Genomic DNA, 20,909 nt, shown 5'->3' with positions numbered 1-20,909 from the left:
TTTTTACAATGGCTTGAATACTCACCAAAGCAGAAAGTTCTTTCATTTGTAAGATATCTGGATTCATTTAATATGTGTCATGAGTTTAACTGCTGAAAAGTTATCTGTGTTCACTCTACAGATATAAAGTCCGCTGGAATATTGTTTAGAGTCGAACTCTACCCAGTGCGGACCTAAAAACTGATATTCATCTATCAACGTTTCCACTTTTCTGCCTGTAATAGTATAAATATCAACTCGCACATTCGAAGGTCTCTTCAGATAATATTTGATGATTGTTTTACCTGAGAACGGGTTTGGATAATTCTGCCACAATTCCACAGAATTTTTTGGAATGATTGATGAGGGATTTTTTACTTCATTTTCCTGAATATATATGAGCACTGTATTATCGTCGTTTACTTGGCTCAAAAAAGCTATTTGATTACCATCACTTCCCACTATTTCTATATCATCCAAATAAGCACCATTTGAAATATTCAGGGATAAACTATCCGGGAGTATTTGGTAATTTTTAAGCTGAATTTGCAGACTATTATTTTCCAGGGAACTTGAAAAGCTGAGATTATTTCGCTGCAACCAAAAATTGCCAAATGATTGAATCGACTGAATGGACACATTACGTGGCAAATTTTCGAGATATCTATGTAAGGCACGAAGTTTCAGGTCCCGATTAGGATGTATCAGGAGTACCGTTGGTGCGCCATTTGCATAGTATTTTTCCGTAATGTTATTCCATAAATCTGCAGCAAGCACGTAATTTTCTGTAGTAAATTCATTAAATAGGACATCGGAAATTGTGACCGGTATTTCTAAAATCCCTGATTCAGTACCGCTGAAAGACCTCGTTTTGTAAGGTGAATATGGAAAGGAGGTTTGAACGTCGTTTGCCGAATAGGACGAATTAAATTTGTATCCAAGTGTATCAAGGCCGGCTATCAGATTGTCAGGATAAATTAAATGGCCGGACCTGAATGAGGTAACAGGTAATCCAGTATCCTCTTCAAGCAGTTTTTTTGAAACTTCAAGTTCTCCAAGAAGAGTTGCATTTTGAGTTTTTCCTCCATGATGTCCGGGCTGATAGGTGAAGATATCCTCTCCCAGAGTTCCATAGGGAAGGTCAGCAAAGTCAGGAAAATGACCAACGGAATGGCTTCCAACCTCTTGATTTTGATCTCTGAGATTTGCTACGGCATCCCTGTACCCTGAGTAGTAATCACCGTCAAGCGCATCATCAATATAATGGGTGGTTACAAAATACGTAGCTCTAATGCCCAGGCTGTTTTCATAATCAGCATACCTGTTCATCCATTGCATATTACTTTCTGCATCGATGTCGTGAGTTAGGATAACAGTTGACCGACTGTTAAAAGCCGAGGTGTTTTTCCATACCAGATTTGGTATATGTTCAATTAAAATTCCGCGAAAAATTAAACCGAAAACGTCAGATGCGGGTTCGAATCCATTCGAATAGGTTCGGTTAGCAGAGAAATCAAAATTCAATTGGCTTCGGATGATCAAATCCTTAAAGGAGTTTCCGAATGTATAAAAGTATCCTTTACCAAACTGATTACGAATAAAAGCCGGAGTTCCGTCATCAAATTTAGCTAAAACCTCCGCCTTCTCGGTTACATACGATCTGCTGAAAATTGAATTTCCATTACTTTCATTTCCGATGAGTATTGTTTTCTCTTCCGGTTCATCAATCCAAATAAAAATATTTTTTGACTTGGTAACATCGAATTTGACGGAGTAACGGCTTCGTGAAAAGACTTGATCTGAAATTCCTGCAATATCATATAAACCCGGGTCTTTCAGATTGGTGCTGATTAGAATTCCCCCATCTTGAATATATTTTTTGATTGTATCTCTCTGGACGTCGGAAAGATTTAGGCCGTCGAATCCATCTGTTGCAATAATTACAGCATAAAGTGAGGCTTCATTTATATCACGGGTAATGATGTATGATATTCCTGCTACATTTGCTAAATGTTTTACTGAGTGAGTTCGCGCAGGATCTGGTTCATCGTTGTTGGAGTTGACTTCAAAAATTGCAACATCTCGAATCGGATTTTGGGCTATAATTCCGTTATTGAATAAGCTTCCAAGAATGAATGAGATAAAAAGTACACCAATAAACGAATAGATCCGGAACATTTTTTTTATTTTAATTGCCCGACTAAAATAATAAGATCTTAAATATCTCTCTTAAAAACTGGTTTCCGGTAGTTCAAAAGGAAATAAAATTTTCTATGGTACCGGTTCACCCCGGGATGCTTCAAGGAGCCTGAACCAATCCTGGCGCTCCAATTTTATATTAAGAGCATTCGCAGCTTTTTTGACACGTGCTTTTTTTCCCGTTCCAAGTATAGTTAGTGGATTAAAGGGGAGATAAAAGCACCAGGCCAACGAAAGCTGATCGAATTCAACATCATATTTTCTGCAAAGTTTTTTCCCGACTTTTCTGATTCTTTTGATTCGCTTTCCACTTCCGTTGAAAAGTTGACCGCCCGCAAAAGGCGACCAAAGCATAGGAGAGATGTTGTTTTCCTGGCATTGATCGAAAGTGCCGTCGTAGATCGCATGAAGGTGAAGCAGAGAACACTCTACCTGGTTTGTAACAAGCGGCAAATCCAGTTTACTTTGAAAAAGCTGAAACTGCGAAGTTGTAAAGTTAGATACCCCCACATGTTTGATTTTTCCCTCCTCGTGCAATTTCATAAATATGTCGGCCATTTCTGATGCGTCCATCAATGGGTCGGGGCGGTGGATAAGAATAAGGTCCAGGTAATCGGTATTTAATTCTTTGAGTGAATTTTCGACCGACTTACGGATATGCTCAGCAGTTGTATTATAGTGCTGAAGTTTGTGCTCCGGACGACTTTCAACCGGCAGGCATATTCCGCACTTGGATACAATTTCCATTTTTTCACGAAGATCCGGGCGCTTTTTTAACGCTTCACCGAAAATACCCTCGTTTTGATAATCGCCATAGATATCTGCATGATCCATGGTTGTAATGCCCATTTCAAGGCAATTTTCAATAAAATCGATGAGTTCGGCCGTGGACATATCCCACTCATTCAGTCGCCAAAAGCCCGCAGCCAGTTTCGAGAATTCAGGACCGTTGTTATGCAGTTTAATTCGGTTTGATGCAGATTGTGTCATGGTTGATATCTTAAAATGAAAAGTCCTTTTTTTATATCGCTGACGATGATTTTGTCACCTGAAAGCCATGGATATACCGACCATAACCCGCCAAAGGTAACAGATTCATCACCGGGTGTTGTATCAAAATAAGCAACTTCTGAAATGTTTTGAGGAGAAGGATCACGAACATCCAAAATTCTTAGGCCGGCCGTATAGTTTGCCTGGTACATAAGATCACCTTTAATGTACAAATTATGATCGATCGATGGAGTACTATGCTGGTAGTGCCCAATCATTTCAGGATCATCCAGGTCCTGCAGATCCCAAACATAGGTCTTGGTGTTGGTGTGATTATATCTCTCATCCAGCTCATCATTCATAAAGAAATAACGCTGATCCTCAGACAGCCAGCCCTGGTGAATATAGCCGGCATCAGAGTAGGTTTCCATTGAGATGGAGGTGGGATTATTTTTTTCAGTCACATCGGATATCAAAAAAACTTCTTCACTGGAATTAAAACATATTTCTTTGCCTTGGTAATCTTCATCCGGGCCGGAGTAGATAACACATTGAGTATCATGGATATAGCCGTTGGTTGTAAATCCACCGGCGTTTTCATCAACAAAACACCCGGCAAATTTGGGTTGATCGGGTGTGGAGATGTCAATCATATGAAGGCCCCCTTGCTCAGCACAATACAAGCCGGTTGTGCTGCCGACTACATAGAGATAATCACTGGCCTCATTAATAAAGATATTGTGTGCATTACCGAACTCTCTATATCGTTGGAATTCGGAAAATTCAACGGGAGGATCTTCAACATCCCGAAGTTGAGTGAGGTCAAAATATTGAAGCCCATAACCGGCTTGTTCGCTCACAATATAGAGTGTATTCCTGTGTACTTTCAAATCCCTCCAGGGGGAGTTTCCTTTCAAACCGCCTCCGTCATCATGAGCCTGGAATGTAACGGATTTTGTTTGGCTTGCCCCCGGTTCCGGAATAAACCCAACCACCCGTGGATCCGAGGGATCTGTAACATCTACAATATCTACTCCATTAATTAATCCAAGAATAGCATATTCTTTACCGGTTTCCGGGTCAATCCATCCCCAGATATCACTCAATTCATCGCCGGAGAGTTCAGAGATGTCAACATGTGCATACAGGTCGATATTTTTGCATTCATATACTTCAGATTTTCCATTGCTGCACGGGGTATAAGATGGGGCTTCTGATGAGGTATTTGACTCACAGCTAATGAAGAAGAGTATAGATAAAACGCTTAAAACAAGGAAATAACGAAACATTTTATGCGTAAAACTCGTTAAAGATAATGTTGTGGCTTTGTGGAGTGCTTATTAAAGCATGGTTTAAAGAGCATTTTTTAGTCATAAAAAAACCACCCATCAACCTCTAATATACAATAAATATTATGTCTGATTCTGATATTGAGAAGTACGAAGAAATGATAGAGAATCCTACAAAACATCAAATGAAAGCTATTCGCCACGCCCGAGAAAGAGCTTGTATTGACGCCATGAAATCATCCTCTTCAAAAAATCCACATAACAAAGGTTCTAACCTTGCCGGTCTGTGGAATTACGTTTACGAAGAATATTACCAGATTCAGTAATCTTTTGGAACGAGAACTTTTAAAGCATTTCGTTCAACAGTCAGTTTTAAATGCCGGATGTCAGAGCCCAGATGCTCACCATCACTGTGGACTGCAACCGGAACGGAGGTAGAAATCTCAATTTTTTCGGATCTGAATGTTTTAATTCCTTTCATCCAATCCGCAGGACCCCATCGAAACCTCAAAAGGTAGCAGAGTAGTAATAGCAAGGGGACCTTTTTGATCGTGAGCAGGTCTAGTTTGCCATCTAGCAGATCAGCATTTGGAGCAACCAGGAAATTACCGCCTTCCCATTTTCCGTTACACACCGTTGCCATCACATACTCATCTTTGTTAGAATATTCTATTGATTGGATATCCATTTGGCATCCGCGGAATTTCAGAATCGCTTTTAAAGCTCCGTAATAGTAGCTGATTTTACCCTTTAGCCAGGTTGCCTGCTGGGCATAGTAGTTGGCCCAGCCATCCACACCGATCCCAATCGTATTGGCACACCAACCTTTCCGATCCCCATCAATTTGTATTAAATCGATTTCAGCAATGATATTTTGATGGATAATCTTCAAACATTCAGACAATGATCTATGGAGGCTGAGTGATTTTACAAAATCATTCCCGGATCCAATGGGCAGTAATCCTAACACTGTGTCCGATTTGGCAAGGCCATTCACAATTTGACTGACGGTTCCATCCCCGCCGCAAGCTACTATTACATCAAATAAGTTAGATTTCTTTCTTGCGAGCTCTGCCAGTGATTCCCCTTCTTTTGCGATCGCAATCTCATAATTCTCCCACAATGTTGAAGCTTCACGTCTCAGCCAATCGATATGCTGTAGAGAGCGATTCCGGTTAGCTGCCGGGTTAAAGATGAAACAGATGCGAATACTTTGATTTTGCATACCGCATACTACTGCAAAGGATGTTTATTTAAAAATGGCTTAAGTATCACAGACATAGGTTATCTGATAGCCAAAATAAACTATCGCAATTCACCTCAGTCAAAGGATAAAGCATAATGATCTCATCTCTTGGGCATTAACCCGGCTATTGATCTAAGAAAATTGAGATCAATCCTGTACTTTTTTGATGTTATTCAGCAGATGATGCAAATGAGATTCAAGAATATCATACGGGCGATAACCTCGGGACATGACACCAATCTCATCACCGATCTGCAAAAGTAAGGTGGGAAATGCAGTAGCCCCGTTTTTGGCGCACCATTCGAAATTTTCTTCAGTCTGTATTTTGATTTCATCACTCTCGTAGAGTTGCCGGGCTTTCGAAATATCTACAGAATGACCTTCAAGCAAGGTTTCAAATGTTTCCCATTCATTTAAATTATCTCCGTCAACAAAAATGGCTTGATGCAACGAACCGGCAAACTCAAGCGATTTGTCTGGATTTAATTCGTTAACCACATTTTGTATCCTGCAGGATGGTTCCGAATCGTAATAATAAGATCCCTCTTCAGCGAGAAGTTTAAAATTTTTTCCAAATTCAATACCTGTGGTATCTTCAACTCGTTCAAGTGCATTCAGGATATAATCGTAGCCCTCAGCAATTTTTTGTGCATTTTCTCCCGTTGCAAGTCCACCCGGAATAACCTTTAGATTCAAATCGTCATTAAAACGGTTATGCAACCGTTTCATTATCGGATGAAATCCATAGCACCATCCGCATAGGGGATCATTAGCGTAGATCAGTGTTGGTTTCATATCTAAGCATTAGCTCTTTTGGTTTCAATTTCAGCACTCAATTCAGCAAGTCGTTCGCCGGCCTCTTTAATCGGGATGGAAACCGCACTTGCACCGGCTTCCTGCATAATTTTTGCTTCCTCTTCGCGCATTGTTAAGACATAGATCAATCCATCAAAACCGGTAGCCCGAAGAGTTTTTGTAGCATTTACTTTAACGTTTTGATTACCCATGGCGATCATCACTGATTTTATATTTTTAAGTTCGAGACTCAGCCATAAATCCCGGTCCTGGATATCCCCATAAATAACACGCCTTCCCTCGGCAAGATTTCGTTCAATCCGGCCGGGGTCGATGTCCATTCCAACTACAGGTTTACCGTCGTTCTTCAGTTTGTCATAAGCAGCACGTCCGGCATTTCCCATCCCAACGATCAGGTACTCGGCCGATCCCAGAGATACTGCCTGATGTTCCGGATGCTTTCCTTCCCGCTCGAATTTCATGAGGAAATCGTGCCAAGCGTTCCAGATTTTCTCTTCTTTGATACTAACGGGAGAGTTCAACGCGTATGAGATGGCCGTTAATAAGCCCATCACAACTAGGGACTCCTGCGGCAGAAACCCATTTTGAATGGCAACGGTACCGGCAATAAGTGTAAACTCACTGTAAGAAGTGAGAGATATAGTTGCCAAAAAACCGGTTCGGCCGCGAAATCGGAACCAGGTAAAAAGGATGTAGAAGAGCATCGATTTTATGGGGAGTAACAAAAGGAGTACCCCGATAAAATAGAACCCGGTTGAATCCGGAAAACCAGTGAGTCCAACTTCCAGGAAAAAGCCAACAAGGAAAGCTTCCTTAATTCCCCACATTTTCTTCCCGATTTTGTCAGCACGTTCATCCGAAGCCAGTAAAGTTCCGGCCGCAAGAGCACCAAGCTCACCTGAAACATTGAAAAATTCAAAAAGAGCGGCTCCGCCGAGAGCAAGTACAAGTCCCAGAAGCATCCAAATCTCATCTTCTCGAATACCGGACAGTAATTTTAAAATAAGAGGTCGGGTCAGTGGCAATGCAAATAGTGATAGTGCCCAATAGGAAGGTGCGCCGCCACCCGTGTAGGCGATGAGTCCAATCGCAACGAGATCCTGCACAATCAGGATACCAATTGCTGAACGGCCATAGAAAGCACCGAGTTCGTTGCGTCGTTCAAGGTTTTTTGCTGTTAAAACAGTGCTAGAAAAACCAAGCATAATGGCAATGATAAGAGCGGCTTGAGGCTCAAAACCAAAAGCAAGGGCAATCGGTGTGAAAATTAACACAGAAAGCAGCAAGTGAGAGAGGCTTACGCCAAGTATGTCAAATCGAAGAATATTTTTAAGACGGATGTGTAAACCCACTGTAAACAGCAAAAAAATCACCCCAAGATGTGAAATCTCGTGTAGCATTTCACCGGGTTCATAACCTGCAATAGACAAGGTAATTCCTGCCAGGAGAAACCCAACCAAAGGAGGCAGTTTAATTTTTGATACACCAAATCCAAATAAGAAAGCAACGCCTATCCAAATGATATCCATTTACATGCAATTTGTGTTTCACAATTGAATGCAGAAGGTACCAATTGTTTTAGAGTGATACACGTAAGCTAAAAATCCGGGACAATTTTTAATGCCCCGGAATTTATTTCAATAGTTGGTCAATTTTTAACTGTTAGTATTTGTATCAATTAATGAACCAATTTTTCGTGCCAATTTATTGGCTATAGAAAGTTCGTAGGTCAGTGATCGTCCATTTGAGTCATTATAAACTTCCAGGGATAAAGCTCCTGTTCCAGAATTCCGAAAATGGAATAGCAGATCAATACTGGTGAGAACATTTTTCTTTCCATCTGCATCGTGAACGGTTTTTGTACCGTTCGAAACTTTGCATTTTTGAACCTTTGAAAGATCAATGAACTCTTTTTGATCGCCATCTTCACTGTGTTTTAAATAGACAATTTTTCTGCTGTTATTGTCTATGCCCAACGCATATTGATCTCCCCAAACTTCTTCGTTGGTAAGGGTTAAGTTTTCTTGCCGGGCATAACGAGATATCTCATTATGTAATTTCTTTTCTTTCATTTTTTCTGATATTTGATACCATGCAATCGGCACTGCAAACGTGGCCAGTGCACATATACCAATAATCAGAGAGGGTAAATCTACTTTCATCTTTGTATAATTTTTTTGATTAGATACACTCCAAATCCATGAAACAGATCCTTTGAGAAATACCTGTTTCGGAGTGTATAGTTGTTTGTAAGGAAGTAAGGCTCAGAAATTGAGCCTCGATAAAATCAAAGATGAGTTTATCTAAAAGTAGAAGTGGAAAGGATAGAGTAAGTCTTCTATTGAGGGGCTGAGTGTAATATCTCTTGCAAGTAAAAGATAAAGGGAGGAAATTTTTGTGAGTGCAGATTCTCGCCCTGTTATCGACTCTAAACTGTTCTTCCGGTCTTCTTCAGACTCGGAATTCGAAAAGAGATTAAATAATGAATTGCTGCCGTCCAGGTTGATAACACCCCAGATGTTCTGACTGGTAATGTTAGAATATGTAGCAGCATCATTCGCTGTTGTATGGGTAAAGCCCTGCTCAACACCCTGTAAGATTTGCAGCTGGCCAAATGTTGAGAATACAACCGCTGCGGCCAGGAAAACAGAATTTATTTTTGAAAAAATATTCATCAAATAAATATAAAAATTCTACAACCCATAATACGCTTTTGGCAAATCTTTGTTAAGGTGATGCAAGAATTTGTATAATATGATTAATCTCGTCTTGATTAACAGTATGACCCATTCCGGGGTAGATTTTTTTTGTTATGTCAGCGCCCAGTTTCTCCAACACGTTCACTGAAGCATCTACACGTTCAACAGGAATGTGGGGATCTACATCTGAACATCCTACAAAATAGGGTGTGCCCTCAAGGTCTCCGTCGTAGTTTTCTTGATTGATAGAGTCGCCAATGAGTCCACCGCTCAATGCAATCAATCCGCCATATTTTGCGGGATGCCGTGCAATAAATTCAGTAGCCAAACAAGCACCCTGGGAAAATCCAAGAAGGACGATTTTTTCTTTCGGGATCCCTTCGGCTTCCAGGTCAGAAACGATATCAAACAGTACCTGAAGAGCCGAGGATAAGCCGGGCTCATTTCGCTCGGTGGGTTGAAGGAAAGAGTGAGGATACCACGTAAACTGGTTTGCCTGGGGCGCTCGATAGTGGATATTTCCGGTATCAAACTCATTGGAGAGTGTAATAATACTTTCCGCGGTAGCACCCCGGCCATGTATCATGACCATCGCAAGTTCAGCGTCTTCCGGCGAGACTCCATGAGTGACAATGTTTGAGTTCTGGTGCGGTCCGTGAAATGGTTTTTCGGAATTTGCTCTGAACATAAAATGTACAACAGACAGCCTGTCCGTTACCTCCTAAATTTAATTAAAGTTTACAGATGCTAAGCGGATAATTAGCAACAAAATTTTTTGTCAATGTATATTTCAAGAGCCGGACAAGCTGTCCGGCTTACAATTAAGAATCCAGTGGCACCAATCTGCTCTCAATCTCTTCCCGGTGCTTTTCATACCAGGGCGGTAGTTTTAGATCTGTTCCAAGATTCTCTAACTCTTCATCCTTGGTAAAACCTGGAATATCGGTCGCAATTTCAAACAAAACACCACCCGGTTCTCTGAAATAGACCGATCTGAAATATTGCCGATCCTGTACCGGTGTTGGGTTAAAGCCCAGCTCTTTCAGCTTTTCACGCCATGCGAGCTGTGTGTCATCATCGGGAACACGAAACGCGATATGGTGAACCGATCCGCGGCCAAACCGGCCATTCAGGTTTTCTTTTTTGAGATCAATGACAGCTCCAAGATGGTTTTCGGGTTCAGATAGAAATCGTGTAATATTAGATTCTTCTCCTGATTTTTCCCATCCGAATTCTTGAAGCAATTCAGCGGTTCGTCCGATATCAGCCAGGGAAAGTGTGGTTCCGTAAAATCCGCGAATAGCAGATTTATTGGGAATACCTTCCGTTTTTTTCGGTTTGATGCTGTCCACTCCTTCAGATTCCACCAGCTCAATCATCATCCCTTCAATATCTTTTACCCGAATTCCCTGGCCTCCAAAGCGATTCACTTCATCCAGAATCTCAACACCATGCTTTTTGAAACGATCAGACCAGAAATCGATGGAATCATTTGGAACAGCATACGACACAACGGTAGCCTCCCCTGTCTTTGGAATGCCCTGCGGAACAGCTTCCCACGGGAAAAATGTGATAGAGCTGCCGGGAGTGGCTTCATAATTTCCGTAGTACAAATGATAGGTTCCCGGATCATCGAAATTGATGGTTTTCTTTGTAAATCGAAGCCCTAATACCCGGGTGTAAAACTCATAGTTCTGTTTCGGCGGACCCGATACCGCGGTAATATGGTGCAATCCTTTTATTTTATCTGCCATAGTGTTTTCTGTTTGATGGGTGTATGACAATAATAACTAAAATTTCAGAAAAATAGTTTAATATTAAATTAAATGACTATATCAATCCAAAAATGAAATCAGTTTAACATAATGTGCTGGTATGGCGCGTTTTTTGTACCTTTGAAGTTGAAAAATTTTTAGTCAAAAAAAGAAGTCATTAATACCTGAGAACTGTTCATGAATATTTTTACAGTCATAATTTTAGCTGCGATTTTGGTTGATTTTGTGCTCGAAATCGTCTCTAATCGCCTGAATTTAAAAGCGTTATCCAAAGAGCTACCGGATGAATTTGATGGTGTTTATGATGAGGAGACCTATGCCAAATCACAGGAATACACTCGGGTACAAACGAAGTTTGGATTTATTACAGGCACATTTGATTTGATTCTGCTTCTTGTTTTCTGGTTTGCCGGGGGATTCAACTGGCTGGACCAGTGGGCGAGAGGCTTTGATTTTGGGGTGATTGTCACCGGGTTAATCTTTATCGGTGTGCTGATCATCGCTAAAACAATTATCTCTCTGCCATTCAGTATCTACTCCACTTTTGTGATTGAGGAGCGATTCGGCTTCAATAAAACCACGCCGAAAACATTTGTGATGGACCGGGTGAAAGGCCTGTTGCTTTCTGTTGTGATAGGAGCGCCGCTTCTTGCGGGAATCATCGCCTTCTTTGAGTATGGCGGAACGTGGGCGTGGGTTTATGCCTGGCTTGTAGTGACGGCTTTTTCTTTGGTGATGCAATACATCGCTCCGACATGGATTATGCCCATTTTCAACAAATTTGAGCCTCTTGAGGATGAAGAACTTCGTGAAGCGATCGAGAATTATGCCGACAAAGTAGACTTCCCCCTGCAGGAAATTTATGTAATGGACGGATCAAAACGATCCTCAAAATCGAATGCATTCTTTACCGGTTTTGGAAAGAACAAACGGATCGCCCTGTTTGACACACTGATTGAAAATCATACCAAAGAGGAACTGGTGGCGGTATTGGCACATGAAATTGGTCACTATAAGAAGAAACATATCATCAAAAATATGGGGATCAGCATTCTGCAAACCGGAATTATGTTTGCGCTGCTTTCCATCTTTCTGCAGGTACCGGCACTTTTTGATGCATTCTATATGGATCAGATGAGTGTTTATGCAGGACTCCTGTTTTTCGGAATGCTCTATTCACCCATCGAAACTATTTTAGGAATTGCGATGCAGAAGCTCAGTCGCTCTCATGAATACGAGGCGGATCACTTTGCATCAACAACCATCCAGAATTCAGAAGAGATGGTCAATGTTCTAAAAAAGCTCTCCAAGGATAATTTGAGTAATCTCACACCACACCCATTTTATGTGTTTTTGAATTATTCGCACCCACCGGTGTTGAAGAGAATTCAAGCCATCCGAAATATCAGTTAGCCGTTTTTGGTTTAGGCTCCATTTTCAAGCGGTACTTTCGAATCCAATAGATGATCAGGGGAGTTCCTATGATTGTGGGGCCCAGCCACGCAATGAGTGGTGAAGGAAAGAATTCTCCATTCACCACTAAAAATGCAGTTAAAGTGGCGATGTAAGCTCCCAGCATCCGACCGATATGAGTGTACATCCACAAGAATTTTTTTGAAGATTTGTTACGGTACAGAAGAATTAGATCTTCGAATGTAAATATGAGCGTGCCGATTCCAAACACCAGCAAGACAATTCTTAATGATGAAATCACCGCATTGACATGAATGCCAAACCAAGTGAGCACAGAAAGTAAAATCATAATGATTCCGAAAAGTGCTACAATGTGAGTGGTAATTGAATCAAACCAATAAAAAAAGGTAGGTAAAGATCTGTTTTTCCAATGGATAGCTTTGTACCCGCTCCAAGTCAAGTAGAAGCTGAATATGGCAATTAAAAATAAAAATGGAATTACTTTTACAACGGAGAGGTAAAGAGATGTGACAGCAACCAAAACCATTGACCAGAAATAAATTTTTCCCATCGTTGTGTGCACTCCTTTTCCCTTCTTCGTTGATATGGCAATTGCACCGGTAACAAGAGCCAAAAAACCTGCGATGATGTGAATAATGAGCATGCCTGAAGTCATAATTATTTTTTGGGTTTCAATTCAAGCCCATAATAAAAAAGGAAACTTCTCTGTTTTGGTTTATGGGATGAAAATATGAATGGAGGGATGAATTACAGGCTTATGTGCCCTTTAAAAAACGTATAACGTCTTTTTTGTAGGATCGGGAGACGGGAATAGGCTTATCCAACCCTCTTAAGTTGAGCTCGTAACCCTGGGCATTTCCATCCACAGCGACCACTTGGTGAAGATTTACGATATATGAACGGTGGCAGCGGATGATGCCGGGTTGATCGATTTTCTCCTCAGCTCGCTGAAGTGTTCCACGAAGTAGCTTTTGAGTTATTTTTTTACCTGATTGATATACTACTTCCACATAATTATCGGCAGATGTGAGATACAAGAGTTCTTCTGTTTTTAGGTGAAGCTGTTCTTTATCATTCTCAGAAAAAAGAGAGATGGTTTTATTTGAATCAGATTTAAGGTCGGGATGGGCAGAGATTTTTTGAGCTTCTTTTTGATTTTCTTTGAAATGCCGAAGGTAATCGAGTGAGACAATAATAGTGGTTATGATGATTCCCAAAGCCATTACCTGTCCAAGTGAGATAAGAATTGCTCTCCATGAAATGCTGCCTAAATCAAGAAGGTACATCAGGAGAGTATTTGCAATTGCGATATTGATCAGCAGCATAACCACCCAGCAGATATGTTTGATGACAGTCCAGTTCTCCTCATTAAAAAAATTCGGAAACAATGGTATCACCAAAAAATATGAGACGGCCATGACGGCCCCGGTTGCCAATCCGAATTCAAGGGAGATGATAAATAAATTTAATCCGTCAAATACATACAGGCCAAAGGGTTGAAAAAAGAAGAGGAAGAATGTTACAAAAAGAGTCGTTCCAATGGTGATCCAGGTATACTTTTTTACTGAGTATTCGAAAGGATACGGCTTGTTTAGAAACTGAATCATTTTTCTTTCCTGTGTGAGAGAAATTTTTCCACTCGTTCCAGGTGCTCCTCACTCTCCCAAAAAGTGCTGAACGGTTCAATCTCATCTTGTGAATTTTGGAGATCTCTTCTTTTGATATACTCGATAAATTTCCGGTCGTTTTTAATCAGCGATTTTTTCAGGCGTGCAAGTTTCTCTTCATAGTCGTTACTGTCAAAAACATCTTGAATCAAGCCGGATTGCAGGGCTGTCTTTGCATCAATTATTTTCTGTGAGGCTAACCAATAGAGGGTTCGATTTCTGCCAACAGTCTCGGTCAGTTTTGTGATGCCTCCCCAACCAGGTGGCAGGTAGAATTTTCCTTGAGTGAAACCAATTGCAGCCGTTGATATTGCGATCCGAAAGTCAAAAGATAATATCGTTTCCCATCCACCGCCATACGCAGGTCCGTTCATTGCGGCAAGCGTCCAGCAGGGGAAATTCTCAATTCGCTCGAGAATCGAAATCATCCGGCGCGTCATCTCTTTTGCACCTTCTGCGTCTTTAATTTGATGAAATTCACGCAGATCACCACCGGAGATAAAGCTGTTGTTGGTACCCGTCAGTACAAAAAGCCGCAGTTTCTCATCTTTCTCAAGCTCATCCAGCAGGGACTCAAGTTGATCCATCACATCAAAATTGATCGCATTCATCACCTCTGGCCGGTTAATAGCTGCCTCTGTGATGAACGGTTCTCTTTTGATGATTAAAGACATGGGTTAGTCGGTTCGCAGGTCTTCATCCTGCGGGAGGGGTTTGCGGACGGAATCTCGTATCCAGTTCAGGTAGTCGGGATTGCCCTCCTGTTCGGCGATGTTCAGGCTGATGACACAGGGAACTTCATACGAATGGAGTTCTTTAATCCGGCGGGTCATTTTTCCAACGTTGCTATAACTGGTTTTTAAAATTAGGATACATTCGCTGCTGGTTTCGATCTTATCTTTCCAGTGATAAATAGATTCCATTCCATCGATGATGTTGGCACAGGCGGCAAGTTTTTCCTCTACAATGATGCTGCCAATCTGTTTAGCTTCATCTCGATTTTTCGTGGTTACGTAAACAAAGCGGAGATTTCTGAACATGGGTAATTACAACAGTTTTAATTTGAACTTAAAAGCTACAAAATATCAGAGAATAGTTGGATGAATTTTCTGAAAAAAGCAATAAGATTAGCGAAATTAAAGCTTATGGGCATCTGTATTCAAACAAAATTGAATAGTTGAAACCACAGTCGAAAAACCGTATTTTATCAGGCTCTGATAAAAATTTATCAGAATTTGCGCGAGAGTGGCGGAATTGGTAGACGCGCCAGATTTAGGATCTGGTACTCTAAACAGTGTGGGGGTTCGAGTCCCCCCTCTCGTACCAACTCAATCCAAATATTTTAAAAACATTTAGGTAACACAAGTGGAACTATCCGTTGAGGAACTTACCTCCGTAGACAAGGAAATAACAATCAAGGCGAATCGAGAAGACTTGTCTGAAAAATTTGATAAGGCCTATAAAAAGTATAAATCTCAAATTCAGATGCCGGGCTTTCGACCCGGACGAGTGCCAATTGGTCTCATTAAGAAGCGTTTTGGAAAAGAGATCGAAATGGAAGAGATCAACAGTTATGTTGAAGAGGTTTATGAAAAGGAGATTGTACCCGAGCATGAGCCGGTTGGCGAAACCCAGATGCTGGATATGAGCTGGGAGAATGATGAGCTTGAGGTTGTTTTTAAAATTGGTGCAAAACCTGAGTTTGAGCTAAAAGATCTGAAAGAGATTGCCATCGACAAGATGGTGCATGATGTATCCGATGAAGAAGTTGAAGAGGAGATTGAACGAACACTTCAGCGACAAGGTAACTGGGAAGAGGTGGAAGATGAGATTACTGAAGAAAGCCGGGTAACAGTTGACGCCGTTTCATTAGATGAGGATGGAAATCCTATTGAGGGAGAAAAGGATGAAGACCAAAAGCTGGACCTTCGACAAGATGCGGCAGCTGATTTTCGCGAACACCTTGTTGGCCATAAAGTTGGTGATGTTGTAGAGATGGAGCTTGGCGAAGATGAAGAAGTAGACAGATTTGAACTTCATGTTAAAAAAGTTGAAGTCAACCATGAAGCTGAACTGAATGATGAATTTGCAAAACAAAACTCCAACGGCCAGGCAAAAAATGTAGATGAGTTCAAGAGCTACATTAAAAGCCAGATGCAGGATTATTATGATCAGTCATCTGATGAGATGTTTCGCCAGGATGCAATCCAGGCCATGGCCGAGGCCCATGAATTTGAAGTACCTGAAGTGATGCTCGAACAGATCAAAAATAATTTTGTTGAATACGCCAAGCAGCAGTCCGGCGGCGATCTGCCACCCGAATTTGATGTTGAGGAGTATAAAGAAAATATGAGTGAGCAGGCCGTGCAACAGGCTAAGTGGGGATTTATCAGCCATAAACTCCAGGAGAAATTTGATGATATCGAAATTAAACCGGAAGATATTGACGAGTATATCGGGGTTGAAGCTGCAAAGTATGGAGCAACAGCTGAACAGTTAAAGAGTTATTATGCTCAGAACCCGAATCAACTTGAAAATCTACGCAATAATATCAGGGAGAATAAAGTTTTTGATAAGTTGACTGAAGAAGTTACTATCAATGAACTCTCAAAGGATGAATTTCGTAAGAAGAGAGAAGAGGAAAACGAAAAGCAACAAATTCCACAGGTATAGATTACCATGAATTACAAACAACCCCTATTTGAATTACCAGAGATGAACGATATTAATCAAATTCAAAACAACTTGGTGCCCATGGTAGTGGAAACTACCAACCGCGGCGAACGTGCATATGACATCTATTCACGGCTGTTAAAAGACCGAATTGTAATTTTGGGTACGCCGGTGAATGATGCTGTAGCAAGTTCTATCGTAGCTCAATTGTTGTTCCTTGATTCGCAGGATACTGAAAAAGATATTAACCTGTATATAAACAGTCCCGGTGGCGTTGTGTCTGCTGGAATGGCCATTTATGATACCATGCAATTTGTAAAAAGCGATGTATCTACAACTTGTGTAGGTATGGCCGCATCTATGGGCGCAGTCTTATTGACGGCCGGTGCCAAAGGCAAACGACACGCCCTCCCACACTCACGAGTGATGATTCATCAACCGTTGGGTGGAGTTCAGGGACAGGCCAGTGATATAGAGATTGAAGCCCAGGAGATTATACGGCTCAAAAAAGAGTTGAGCAGTATTCTGGCCGAGCATACCGGGCAGCCTGTTGACAAGGTGGTTGAAGATTCAGACAGAAATAAATGGATGACATCGGATGAAGCCAAGGATTATGGTTTGATTGATTCCGTTATGCGTCGCAACGGGAAAAAATAGTTACGCTAATAATTTCTTTTTTCAAATTTTCTGATTCTACCTTTCGAAGTAGATCACTGCAATTCTCAGAATTTTTCTGAAAAATTGTTGAGATTGCATACTTTAAAGCAATAAATACAACCAACTATGAGTAAAAAGAAAGATAACGACTCGGTCTATTGCTCTTTTTGTGGGCGATCCAGCCATGACGTGAATTCTATGGTTGCCGGACCGGATGTATATATTTGCAATCACTGTGTAGAAGATGCATCCAGTATCATTCAGAGCGATCTCTCATCCCTGGCGCGTCGTCGCGAAAAGCAGTATAAGCCGATACTCAAACCGGTTGAGATTAAAAACAGGCTTGATGAGTATGTGATTGGCCAGGAGGGAGCAAAGAAAACACTTTCCGTTGCGGTTTATAATCACTACAAGCGAATTTCCGGGAGTTCCGAAATACAGCTTGATGACACCGTTATCGAGAAGAGTAACATTATGTTGTTGGGGCCAACCGGATCGGGAAAAACTCTTCTTGCCAGAACACTTGCCAATATTATTGATGTCCCCATTACCATTGCTGATGCGACGGTTCTAACCGAGGCCGGTTACGTAGGCGAAGATGTTGAGAGCATGTTGAGCAACTTGTTGCAAGCTGCCGATTACGATGTTGAGCGAGCCCGGCGCGGAATTGTGTATATCGATGAAATTGATAAAGTATCCCGGAAAAGTGACAATCCATCCATTACTCGCGATGTGTCCGGTGAAGGTGTACAACAGGCCCTTTTAAAGATTCTTGAAGGAACCACTGCAAATATTCCACCGAAAGGCGGTCGAAAACACCCGGAACAGAGCTTTATACAGCTGGATACTTCAGAAATACTTTTTATCTGCGGAGGAGCATTCAGCGGGTTGGAAGAGGTGATTGCACGCCGTCTATCAACCAGTGCGATGGGTTTCCATTCTCAGGATCAGGAAAAATTTGATAAGGATGATCCCAAAATATTTACACACGTCGAGCCGGAAGATCTCCAGAAATTTGGACTGATCCCTGAGCTGATTGGCCGCCTGCCCGTGATATGCGGACTCGAGGAACTTTCCGATGAAGCTATGATCGAAATTTTACTCAAGCCAAAGAATGCCATCACAAAGCAGTATAAAAAGCTGTTTAATATGGAAGATGTTGAGCTTGAATTTGAAGAGGAAGCACTTGATGCAATTGTAGAAAAAGCGCGTCAGCGGAAAACCGGTGCACGAGGATTACGATCTATCCTGGAAGAATCAATGCTGGAGATCATGTTTGTAATTCCTTCGATGAAAAATGTAAAACGGTGCATCATAACACGTGAAACTGTTGAGAAAAAGGCTCCTCCGATTTACGAAAAACATAAGGCGACTGCTTAACTGCCCGCACACAATGCCTACTCATTGTGTGTTCATGTAATTTTGGCGTTTAAGCTTTGTCTTTTAATCGGGCTCAACCATGAATACACTACTTCCATCCAGCCGGATAAAGATTATCCTTGTTTCCCTTCTAATTCTTTTGGCCGGTGCCTCGTTTATATATAACCAGATTCTTATCAATAGGATTATGGAGCAGGAGAGAAAAAGTGTGGAGCTTTGGGCAAAAGCATTTGAGTTCAATTATGATCCTGTTCACCTTGAGGTAAGTACAACACTGAACCGGGTGGCTGATATGCTCAGTATGTACCCGAATGTTCCCGACAGTTTGGAGAGAATGATTCGATCGGCAGAGGCGGCAAGATTTACGGAAGATTTTGTTACACAAGAGATTATTACACCTCCCGACCTCTTCAATATACCGGTTATTGTAATGGATGATTCTGGTTTCCCGGTACATTACCGATTCATAGAAGACGAAGAAACAGATGTAAAAGAATTAGCTGAAAGTTTTGCTGAATTTCATGAACCCATCACCATTACCTTTGGTGATGATGAACAAATGCAGAACCAGTATGTGTATTATGGTGAAAGTCCAACAGTGCGATATCTCCGCTTTTTCCCCTATGTACAATTTGGAATCCTGGCTCTTCTGCTTGGGGTGGGTTACATCACATATAAAAGTATTACAAGGTCAGAGCAATCAAATTTATGGGTGGGTATGACCAAAGAAGCTGCTCATCAACTGGGGACACCTTTATCCAGTATTTATGGTTGGCTTCAACTTTTGAAGGATAAAAATCAAAATGATGAAGACAATTTATCTATTGCTTATGAAATTGAAAATGATGTCACCCGGCTGAAAGGAATCGCTGAACGTTTCAATAAAATCGGATCACAGCCTGAGCTTAAAGTGGTTCACCCGGAACCGATAATTGATGAAGTGATTTCCTATATGAAACGTCGTTTGCCATCACTTGGAAAATCGATTGATGTTCGAAAGAAGATCGAAACGGATACGAAAGCACATTTAAATCCGGAGTTGTTTCAGTGGGCAGTAGAAAATCTCATCAAAAATTCCATGGATGCCATTAAGGAAACAGTGGCTGATGCTTATGTAGCCATTACAGTGCACCAGGACGGAAATCAAATGATAATTGATGTGGAGGATTCGGGATCGGGTATCGACAGGAAATATTTAAAAGAGGTGTTTAAACCCGGTTACAGTACGAAAAAACGTGGATGGGGACTTGGATTAAGCCTGACAAAACGAATTATTGAAGAGTATCACAAAGGGAAAATATTTATCTATTCTACAGAGATCAACAAGGGAACAATAATTCGAATTACACTTCCAATTTAATCGCCGGCATAACCCCGTTTGGCAGCGTAATCCATAAGTTCGGCTTTCAATAAGTTTCTGCCTCGGTGCAACCGCGATCGAATTGTACCGATGGGAACATCCAGCATGTTGGCTATCTCTTCGTAGGTGAAATCTTCTACGTCGCAGAGAAGAACAACGGTTCTGAAATCCTCCGGAATATTATCGAGAGCATTGGAGAGTTCGTCATCTATAAGCTCTCGGAACATTTTATCTTCGAGATCGGAAGTGTCTGTTCGTTCAGCACGGATCGTCTCATAAAAAGTAGAGACTTCATCATAATCAACCTGCTGGGGTTTCTTGGACTTCTTCCTGTAATTGTTGATGTATGAATTTTTCAGGATTCTAAATAACCAGGCTTTGGCATTCGTACCTTTCTCGTAGCTGCTGAAAAAGCGATAAGCTTTAACGATCGTATCTTGTACGAGGTCTTCAGCATCATTCGGATCAGAAGTTAACCGAAGGCCAAAGTTGTACAATGCATCCAGATGAGGAATGATCTCTTCGTTAAAATCTTCCTGTTTTTTTAATTCTTTATTTGTGAGTTCTGCCATCCCTATGCGTTGTTTGTCAGAACAGTTTTTTTAATTATTGGTCAAGTAACAATCAACTCGTTTGATTCAAATAGAATTTACAACACCGATATCAATTTAACTAATTGATAGAATTGATCGGGTGAGTAGATTTTAATTACATCTACTTTAAACCTGAATGAATAATTAATTCG

Annotated in this window: 21 protein-coding genes and 1 tRNA gene; 7 read left to right on the top strand and 15 right to left on the bottom strand. The window is 41.2% G+C overall.

Annotated features, from left to right (window positions below; genetic code table 11):
• Window positions 1–63: 63 nt before the first annotated feature.
• The 3 genes from L6773_RS04900 to L6773_RS04890 form a co-directional block, all read right to left on the bottom strand.
• Complete coding sequence (locus L6773_RS04900) at window positions 64–2,157, bottom strand: T9SS type A sorting domain-containing protein (protein ID WP_237852738.1); 2,094 nt, start codon at window positions 2,155–2,157, stop codon at window positions 64–66.
• Window positions 2,158–2,250: 93 nt separating this feature from the next.
• Window positions 2,251–3,168, bottom strand: a complete 918-nt coding sequence (locus L6773_RS04895; RefSeq protein ID WP_237852737.1) for an aldo/keto reductase — start codon at window positions 3,166–3,168, stop codon at window positions 2,251–2,253.
• Window positions 3,165–4,457 (bottom strand): choice-of-anchor B family protein, encoded by a 1,293-nt coding sequence (locus L6773_RS04890; protein WP_237852736.1) that lies wholly within the window; start codon window positions 4,455–4,457, stop codon window positions 3,165–3,167. Before L6773_RS04890 ends, L6773_RS04895 begins: the two co-directional genes overlap by 4 nt.
• A gap of 125 nt (window positions 4,458–4,582) precedes the next feature.
• Here L6773_RS04890 and L6773_RS04885 point away from each other — a divergent pair, with 125 nt between their 5' ends.
• The gene (locus L6773_RS04885) at window positions 4,583–4,783 is read left to right on the top strand and encodes a hypothetical protein (RefSeq protein ID WP_237852735.1); all 201 of its coding nucleotides are present in this window, start codon (window positions 4,583–4,585) and stop codon (window positions 4,781–4,783) included.
• On the opposite strand, the gene L6773_RS04880 is transcribed toward L6773_RS04885, so the two are convergent.
• The 7 genes from L6773_RS04880 to L6773_RS04850 form a co-directional block, all read right to left on the bottom strand.
• Window positions 4,777–5,682, bottom strand: a complete 906-nt coding sequence (locus L6773_RS04880; protein ID WP_237852734.1) for a diacylglycerol/lipid kinase family protein — start codon at window positions 5,680–5,682, stop codon at window positions 4,777–4,779. The two genes, L6773_RS04885 and L6773_RS04880, sit on opposite strands and share 7 nt — an antisense overlap.
• 168 nt (window positions 5,683–5,850) lie before the next feature.
• Window positions 5,851–6,498 (bottom strand): DsbA family protein, encoded by a 648-nt coding sequence (locus tag L6773_RS04875; RefSeq protein WP_237852733.1) that lies wholly within the window; start codon window positions 6,496–6,498, stop codon window positions 5,851–5,853.
• A gap of 2 nt (window positions 6,499–6,500) precedes the next feature.
• Entirely contained in the window at window positions 6,501–8,048 is a 1,548-nt protein-coding gene (locus L6773_RS04870; protein ID WP_237852732.1) for a cation:proton antiporter domain-containing protein, read from the bottom strand.
• Window positions 8,049–8,174: 126 nt separating this feature from the next.
• Window positions 8,175–8,681: a hypothetical protein gene (locus tag L6773_RS04865; protein WP_237852731.1), complete on the bottom strand. Its 507-nt coding sequence runs from the start codon at window positions 8,679–8,681 to the stop codon at window positions 8,175–8,177.
• 141 nt (window positions 8,682–8,822) lie between these two features.
• The gene (locus L6773_RS04860) at window positions 8,823–9,194 is read right to left on the bottom strand and encodes a hypothetical protein (RefSeq protein ID WP_237852730.1); all 372 of its coding nucleotides are present in this window, start codon (window positions 9,192–9,194) and stop codon (window positions 8,823–8,825) included.
• 52 nt (window positions 9,195–9,246) lie between these two features.
• The gene (locus tag L6773_RS04855; protein ID WP_237852729.1) at window positions 9,247–9,906 is read right to left on the bottom strand and encodes an alpha/beta hydrolase; all 660 of its coding nucleotides are present in this window, start codon (window positions 9,904–9,906) and stop codon (window positions 9,247–9,249) included.
• Window positions 9,907–10,039: 133 nt separating this feature from the next.
• Window positions 10,040–10,972 carry a ring-cleaving dioxygenase gene (locus L6773_RS04850; RefSeq protein WP_237852728.1) on the bottom strand — a complete coding sequence of 311 codons (933 nt, stop codon included), beginning with the start codon at window positions 10,970–10,972 and terminating at the stop codon, window positions 10,040–10,042.
• Between the two features lie 198 nt (window positions 10,973–11,170).
• Here L6773_RS04850 and L6773_RS04845 point away from each other — a divergent pair, with 198 nt between their 5' ends.
• Entirely contained in the window at window positions 11,171–12,406 is a 1,236-nt protein-coding gene (locus L6773_RS04845; protein ID WP_237852727.1) for a M48 family metallopeptidase, read from the top strand.
• On the opposite strand, the gene L6773_RS04840 is transcribed toward L6773_RS04845, so the two are convergent.
• The 4 genes from L6773_RS04840 to cutA form a co-directional block, all read right to left on the bottom strand.
• The gene (locus L6773_RS04840; RefSeq protein ID WP_237852726.1) at window positions 12,399–13,082 is read right to left on the bottom strand and encodes a DUF2306 domain-containing protein; all 684 of its coding nucleotides are present in this window, start codon (window positions 13,080–13,082) and stop codon (window positions 12,399–12,401) included. The genes L6773_RS04845 and L6773_RS04840 overlap by 8 nt on opposite strands.
• A gap of 100 nt (window positions 13,083–13,182) precedes the next feature.
• Window positions 13,183–14,034, bottom strand: a complete 852-nt coding sequence (locus L6773_RS04835; RefSeq protein WP_237852725.1) for a LytTR family DNA-binding domain-containing protein — start codon at window positions 14,032–14,034, stop codon at window positions 13,183–13,185.
• Window positions 14,031–14,768 (bottom strand): enoyl-CoA hydratase/isomerase family protein, encoded by a 738-nt coding sequence (locus tag L6773_RS04830; RefSeq protein WP_237852724.1) that lies wholly within the window; start codon window positions 14,766–14,768, stop codon window positions 14,031–14,033. The genes L6773_RS04835 and L6773_RS04830 overlap by 4 nt, the downstream gene beginning before the upstream one ends.
• A gap of 3 nt (window positions 14,769–14,771) precedes the next feature.
• Entirely contained in the window at window positions 14,772–15,134 is a 363-nt protein-coding gene (gene cutA, locus L6773_RS04825; RefSeq protein WP_237852723.1) for a divalent-cation tolerance protein CutA, read from the bottom strand.
• 199 nt (window positions 15,135–15,333) lie between these two features.
• Here cutA and L6773_RS04820 point away from each other — a divergent pair.
• The 5 genes from L6773_RS04820 (at window position 15,334) to L6773_RS04800 (ending at window position 20,164) form a co-directional block, all read left to right on the top strand.
• Window positions 15,334–15,420: transfer RNA gene (locus tag L6773_RS04820), tRNA-Leu, on the top strand.
• A gap of 39 nt (window positions 15,421–15,459) precedes the next feature.
• The gene (gene tig, locus L6773_RS04815; protein WP_237852722.1) at window positions 15,460–16,767 is read left to right on the top strand and encodes a trigger factor; all 1,308 of its coding nucleotides are present in this window, start codon (window positions 15,460–15,462) and stop codon (window positions 16,765–16,767) included.
• Window positions 16,768–16,773: 6 nt separating this feature from the next.
• Window positions 16,774–17,424: an ATP-dependent Clp endopeptidase proteolytic subunit ClpP gene (gene clpP / locus L6773_RS04810; protein ID WP_304622108.1), complete on the top strand. Its 651-nt coding sequence runs from the start codon at window positions 16,774–16,776 to the stop codon at window positions 17,422–17,424.
• A 126-nt stretch (window positions 17,425–17,550) separates the two neighbouring features.
• On the top strand, window positions 17,551–18,804 hold the full coding sequence (gene clpX, locus L6773_RS04805) for an ATP-dependent Clp protease ATP-binding subunit ClpX (protein WP_237852721.1): 1,254 nt from the start codon (window positions 17,551–17,553) through the stop codon (window positions 18,802–18,804).
• Window positions 18,805–18,883: 79 nt separating this feature from the next.
• On the top strand, window positions 18,884–20,164 hold the full coding sequence (locus L6773_RS04800; protein WP_237852720.1) for a sensor histidine kinase: 1,281 nt from the start codon (window positions 18,884–18,886) through the stop codon (window positions 20,162–20,164).
• On the opposite strand, the gene L6773_RS04795 is transcribed toward L6773_RS04800, so the two are convergent.
• Window positions 20,161–20,736 (bottom strand): sigma-70 family RNA polymerase sigma factor, encoded by a 576-nt coding sequence (locus tag L6773_RS04795; RefSeq protein ID WP_237852719.1) that lies wholly within the window; start codon window positions 20,734–20,736, stop codon window positions 20,161–20,163. The genes L6773_RS04800 and L6773_RS04795 overlap by 4 nt on opposite strands.
• Between the last annotated feature and the right edge of the window lie 173 nt (window positions 20,737–20,909).

The sequence above is a fragment of the Rhodohalobacter sulfatireducens genome (assembly GCF_022012475.1).
In the GTDB taxonomy this organism is placed as follows: domain Bacteria; phylum Bacteroidota; class Rhodothermia; order Balneolales; family Balneolaceae; genus Rhodohalobacter; species Rhodohalobacter sulfatireducens.
This window is presented reverse-complemented; position numbering and strand designations above follow the sequence as displayed.

Coding starts and splice junctions, on each gene's coding strand:
- L6773_RS04900 (WP_237852738.1), bottom strand. CDS start 2,157: ATGTTCCGGATCTATTCGTTTATTGGTGTACTTTTTATCTCATTCATT.
- L6773_RS04895 (WP_237852737.1), bottom strand. CDS start 3,168: ATGACACAATCTGCATCAAACCGAATTAAACTGCATAACAACGGTCCT.
- L6773_RS04890 (WP_237852736.1), bottom strand. CDS start 4,457: ATGTTTCGTTATTTCCTTGTTTTAAGCGTTTTATCTATACTCTTCTTC.
- L6773_RS04885 (WP_237852735.1), top strand. CDS start 4,583: ATGTCTGATTCTGATATTGAGAAGTACGAAGAAATGATAGAGAATCCT.
- L6773_RS04880 (WP_237852734.1), bottom strand. CDS start 5,682: ATGCAAAATCAAAGTATTCGCATCTGTTTCATCTTTAACCCGGCAGCT.
- L6773_RS04875 (WP_237852733.1), bottom strand. CDS start 6,498: ATGAAACCAACACTGATCTACGCTAATGATCCCCTATGCGGATGGTGC.
- L6773_RS04870 (WP_237852732.1), bottom strand. CDS start 8,048: ATGGATATCATTTGGATAGGCGTTGCTTTCTTATTTGGATTTGGTGTA.
- L6773_RS04865 (WP_237852731.1), bottom strand. CDS start 8,681: ATGAAAGTAGATTTACCCTCTCTGATTATTGGTATATGTGCACTGGCC.
- L6773_RS04860 (WP_237852730.1), bottom strand. CDS start 9,194: ATGAATATTTTTTCAAAAATAAATTCTGTTTTCCTGGCCGCAGCGGTT.
- L6773_RS04855 (WP_237852729.1), bottom strand. CDS start 9,906: ATGTTCAGAGCAAATTCCGAAAAACCATTTCACGGACCGCACCAGAAC.
- L6773_RS04850 (WP_237852728.1), bottom strand. CDS start 10,972: ATGGCAGATAAAATAAAAGGATTGCACCATATTACCGCGGTATCGGGT.
- L6773_RS04845 (WP_237852727.1), top strand. CDS start 11,171: ATGAATATTTTTACAGTCATAATTTTAGCTGCGATTTTGGTTGATTTT.
- L6773_RS04840 (WP_237852726.1), bottom strand. CDS start 13,082: ATGACTTCAGGCATGCTCATTATTCACATCATCGCAGGTTTTTTGGCT.
- L6773_RS04835 (WP_237852725.1), bottom strand. CDS start 14,034: ATGATTCAGTTTCTAAACAAGCCGTATCCTTTCGAATACTCAGTAAAA.
- L6773_RS04830 (WP_237852724.1), bottom strand. CDS start 14,768: ATGTCTTTAATCATCAAAAGAGAACCGTTCATCACAGAGGCAGCTATT.
- cutA (WP_237852723.1), bottom strand. CDS start 15,134: ATGTTCAGAAATCTCCGCTTTGTTTACGTAACCACGAAAAATCGAGAT.
- clpP (WP_304622108.1), top strand. CDS start 16,774: ATGAATTACAAACAACCCCTATTTGAATTACCAGAGATGAACGATATT.
- clpX (WP_237852721.1), top strand. CDS start 17,551: ATGAGTAAAAAGAAAGATAACGACTCGGTCTATTGCTCTTTTTGTGGG.
- L6773_RS04800 (WP_237852720.1), top strand. CDS start 18,884: ATGAATACACTACTTCCATCCAGCCGGATAAAGATTATCCTTGTTTCC.
- L6773_RS04795 (WP_237852719.1), bottom strand. CDS start 20,736: ATGGCAGAACTCACAAATAAAGAATTAAAAAAACAGGAAGATTTTAAC.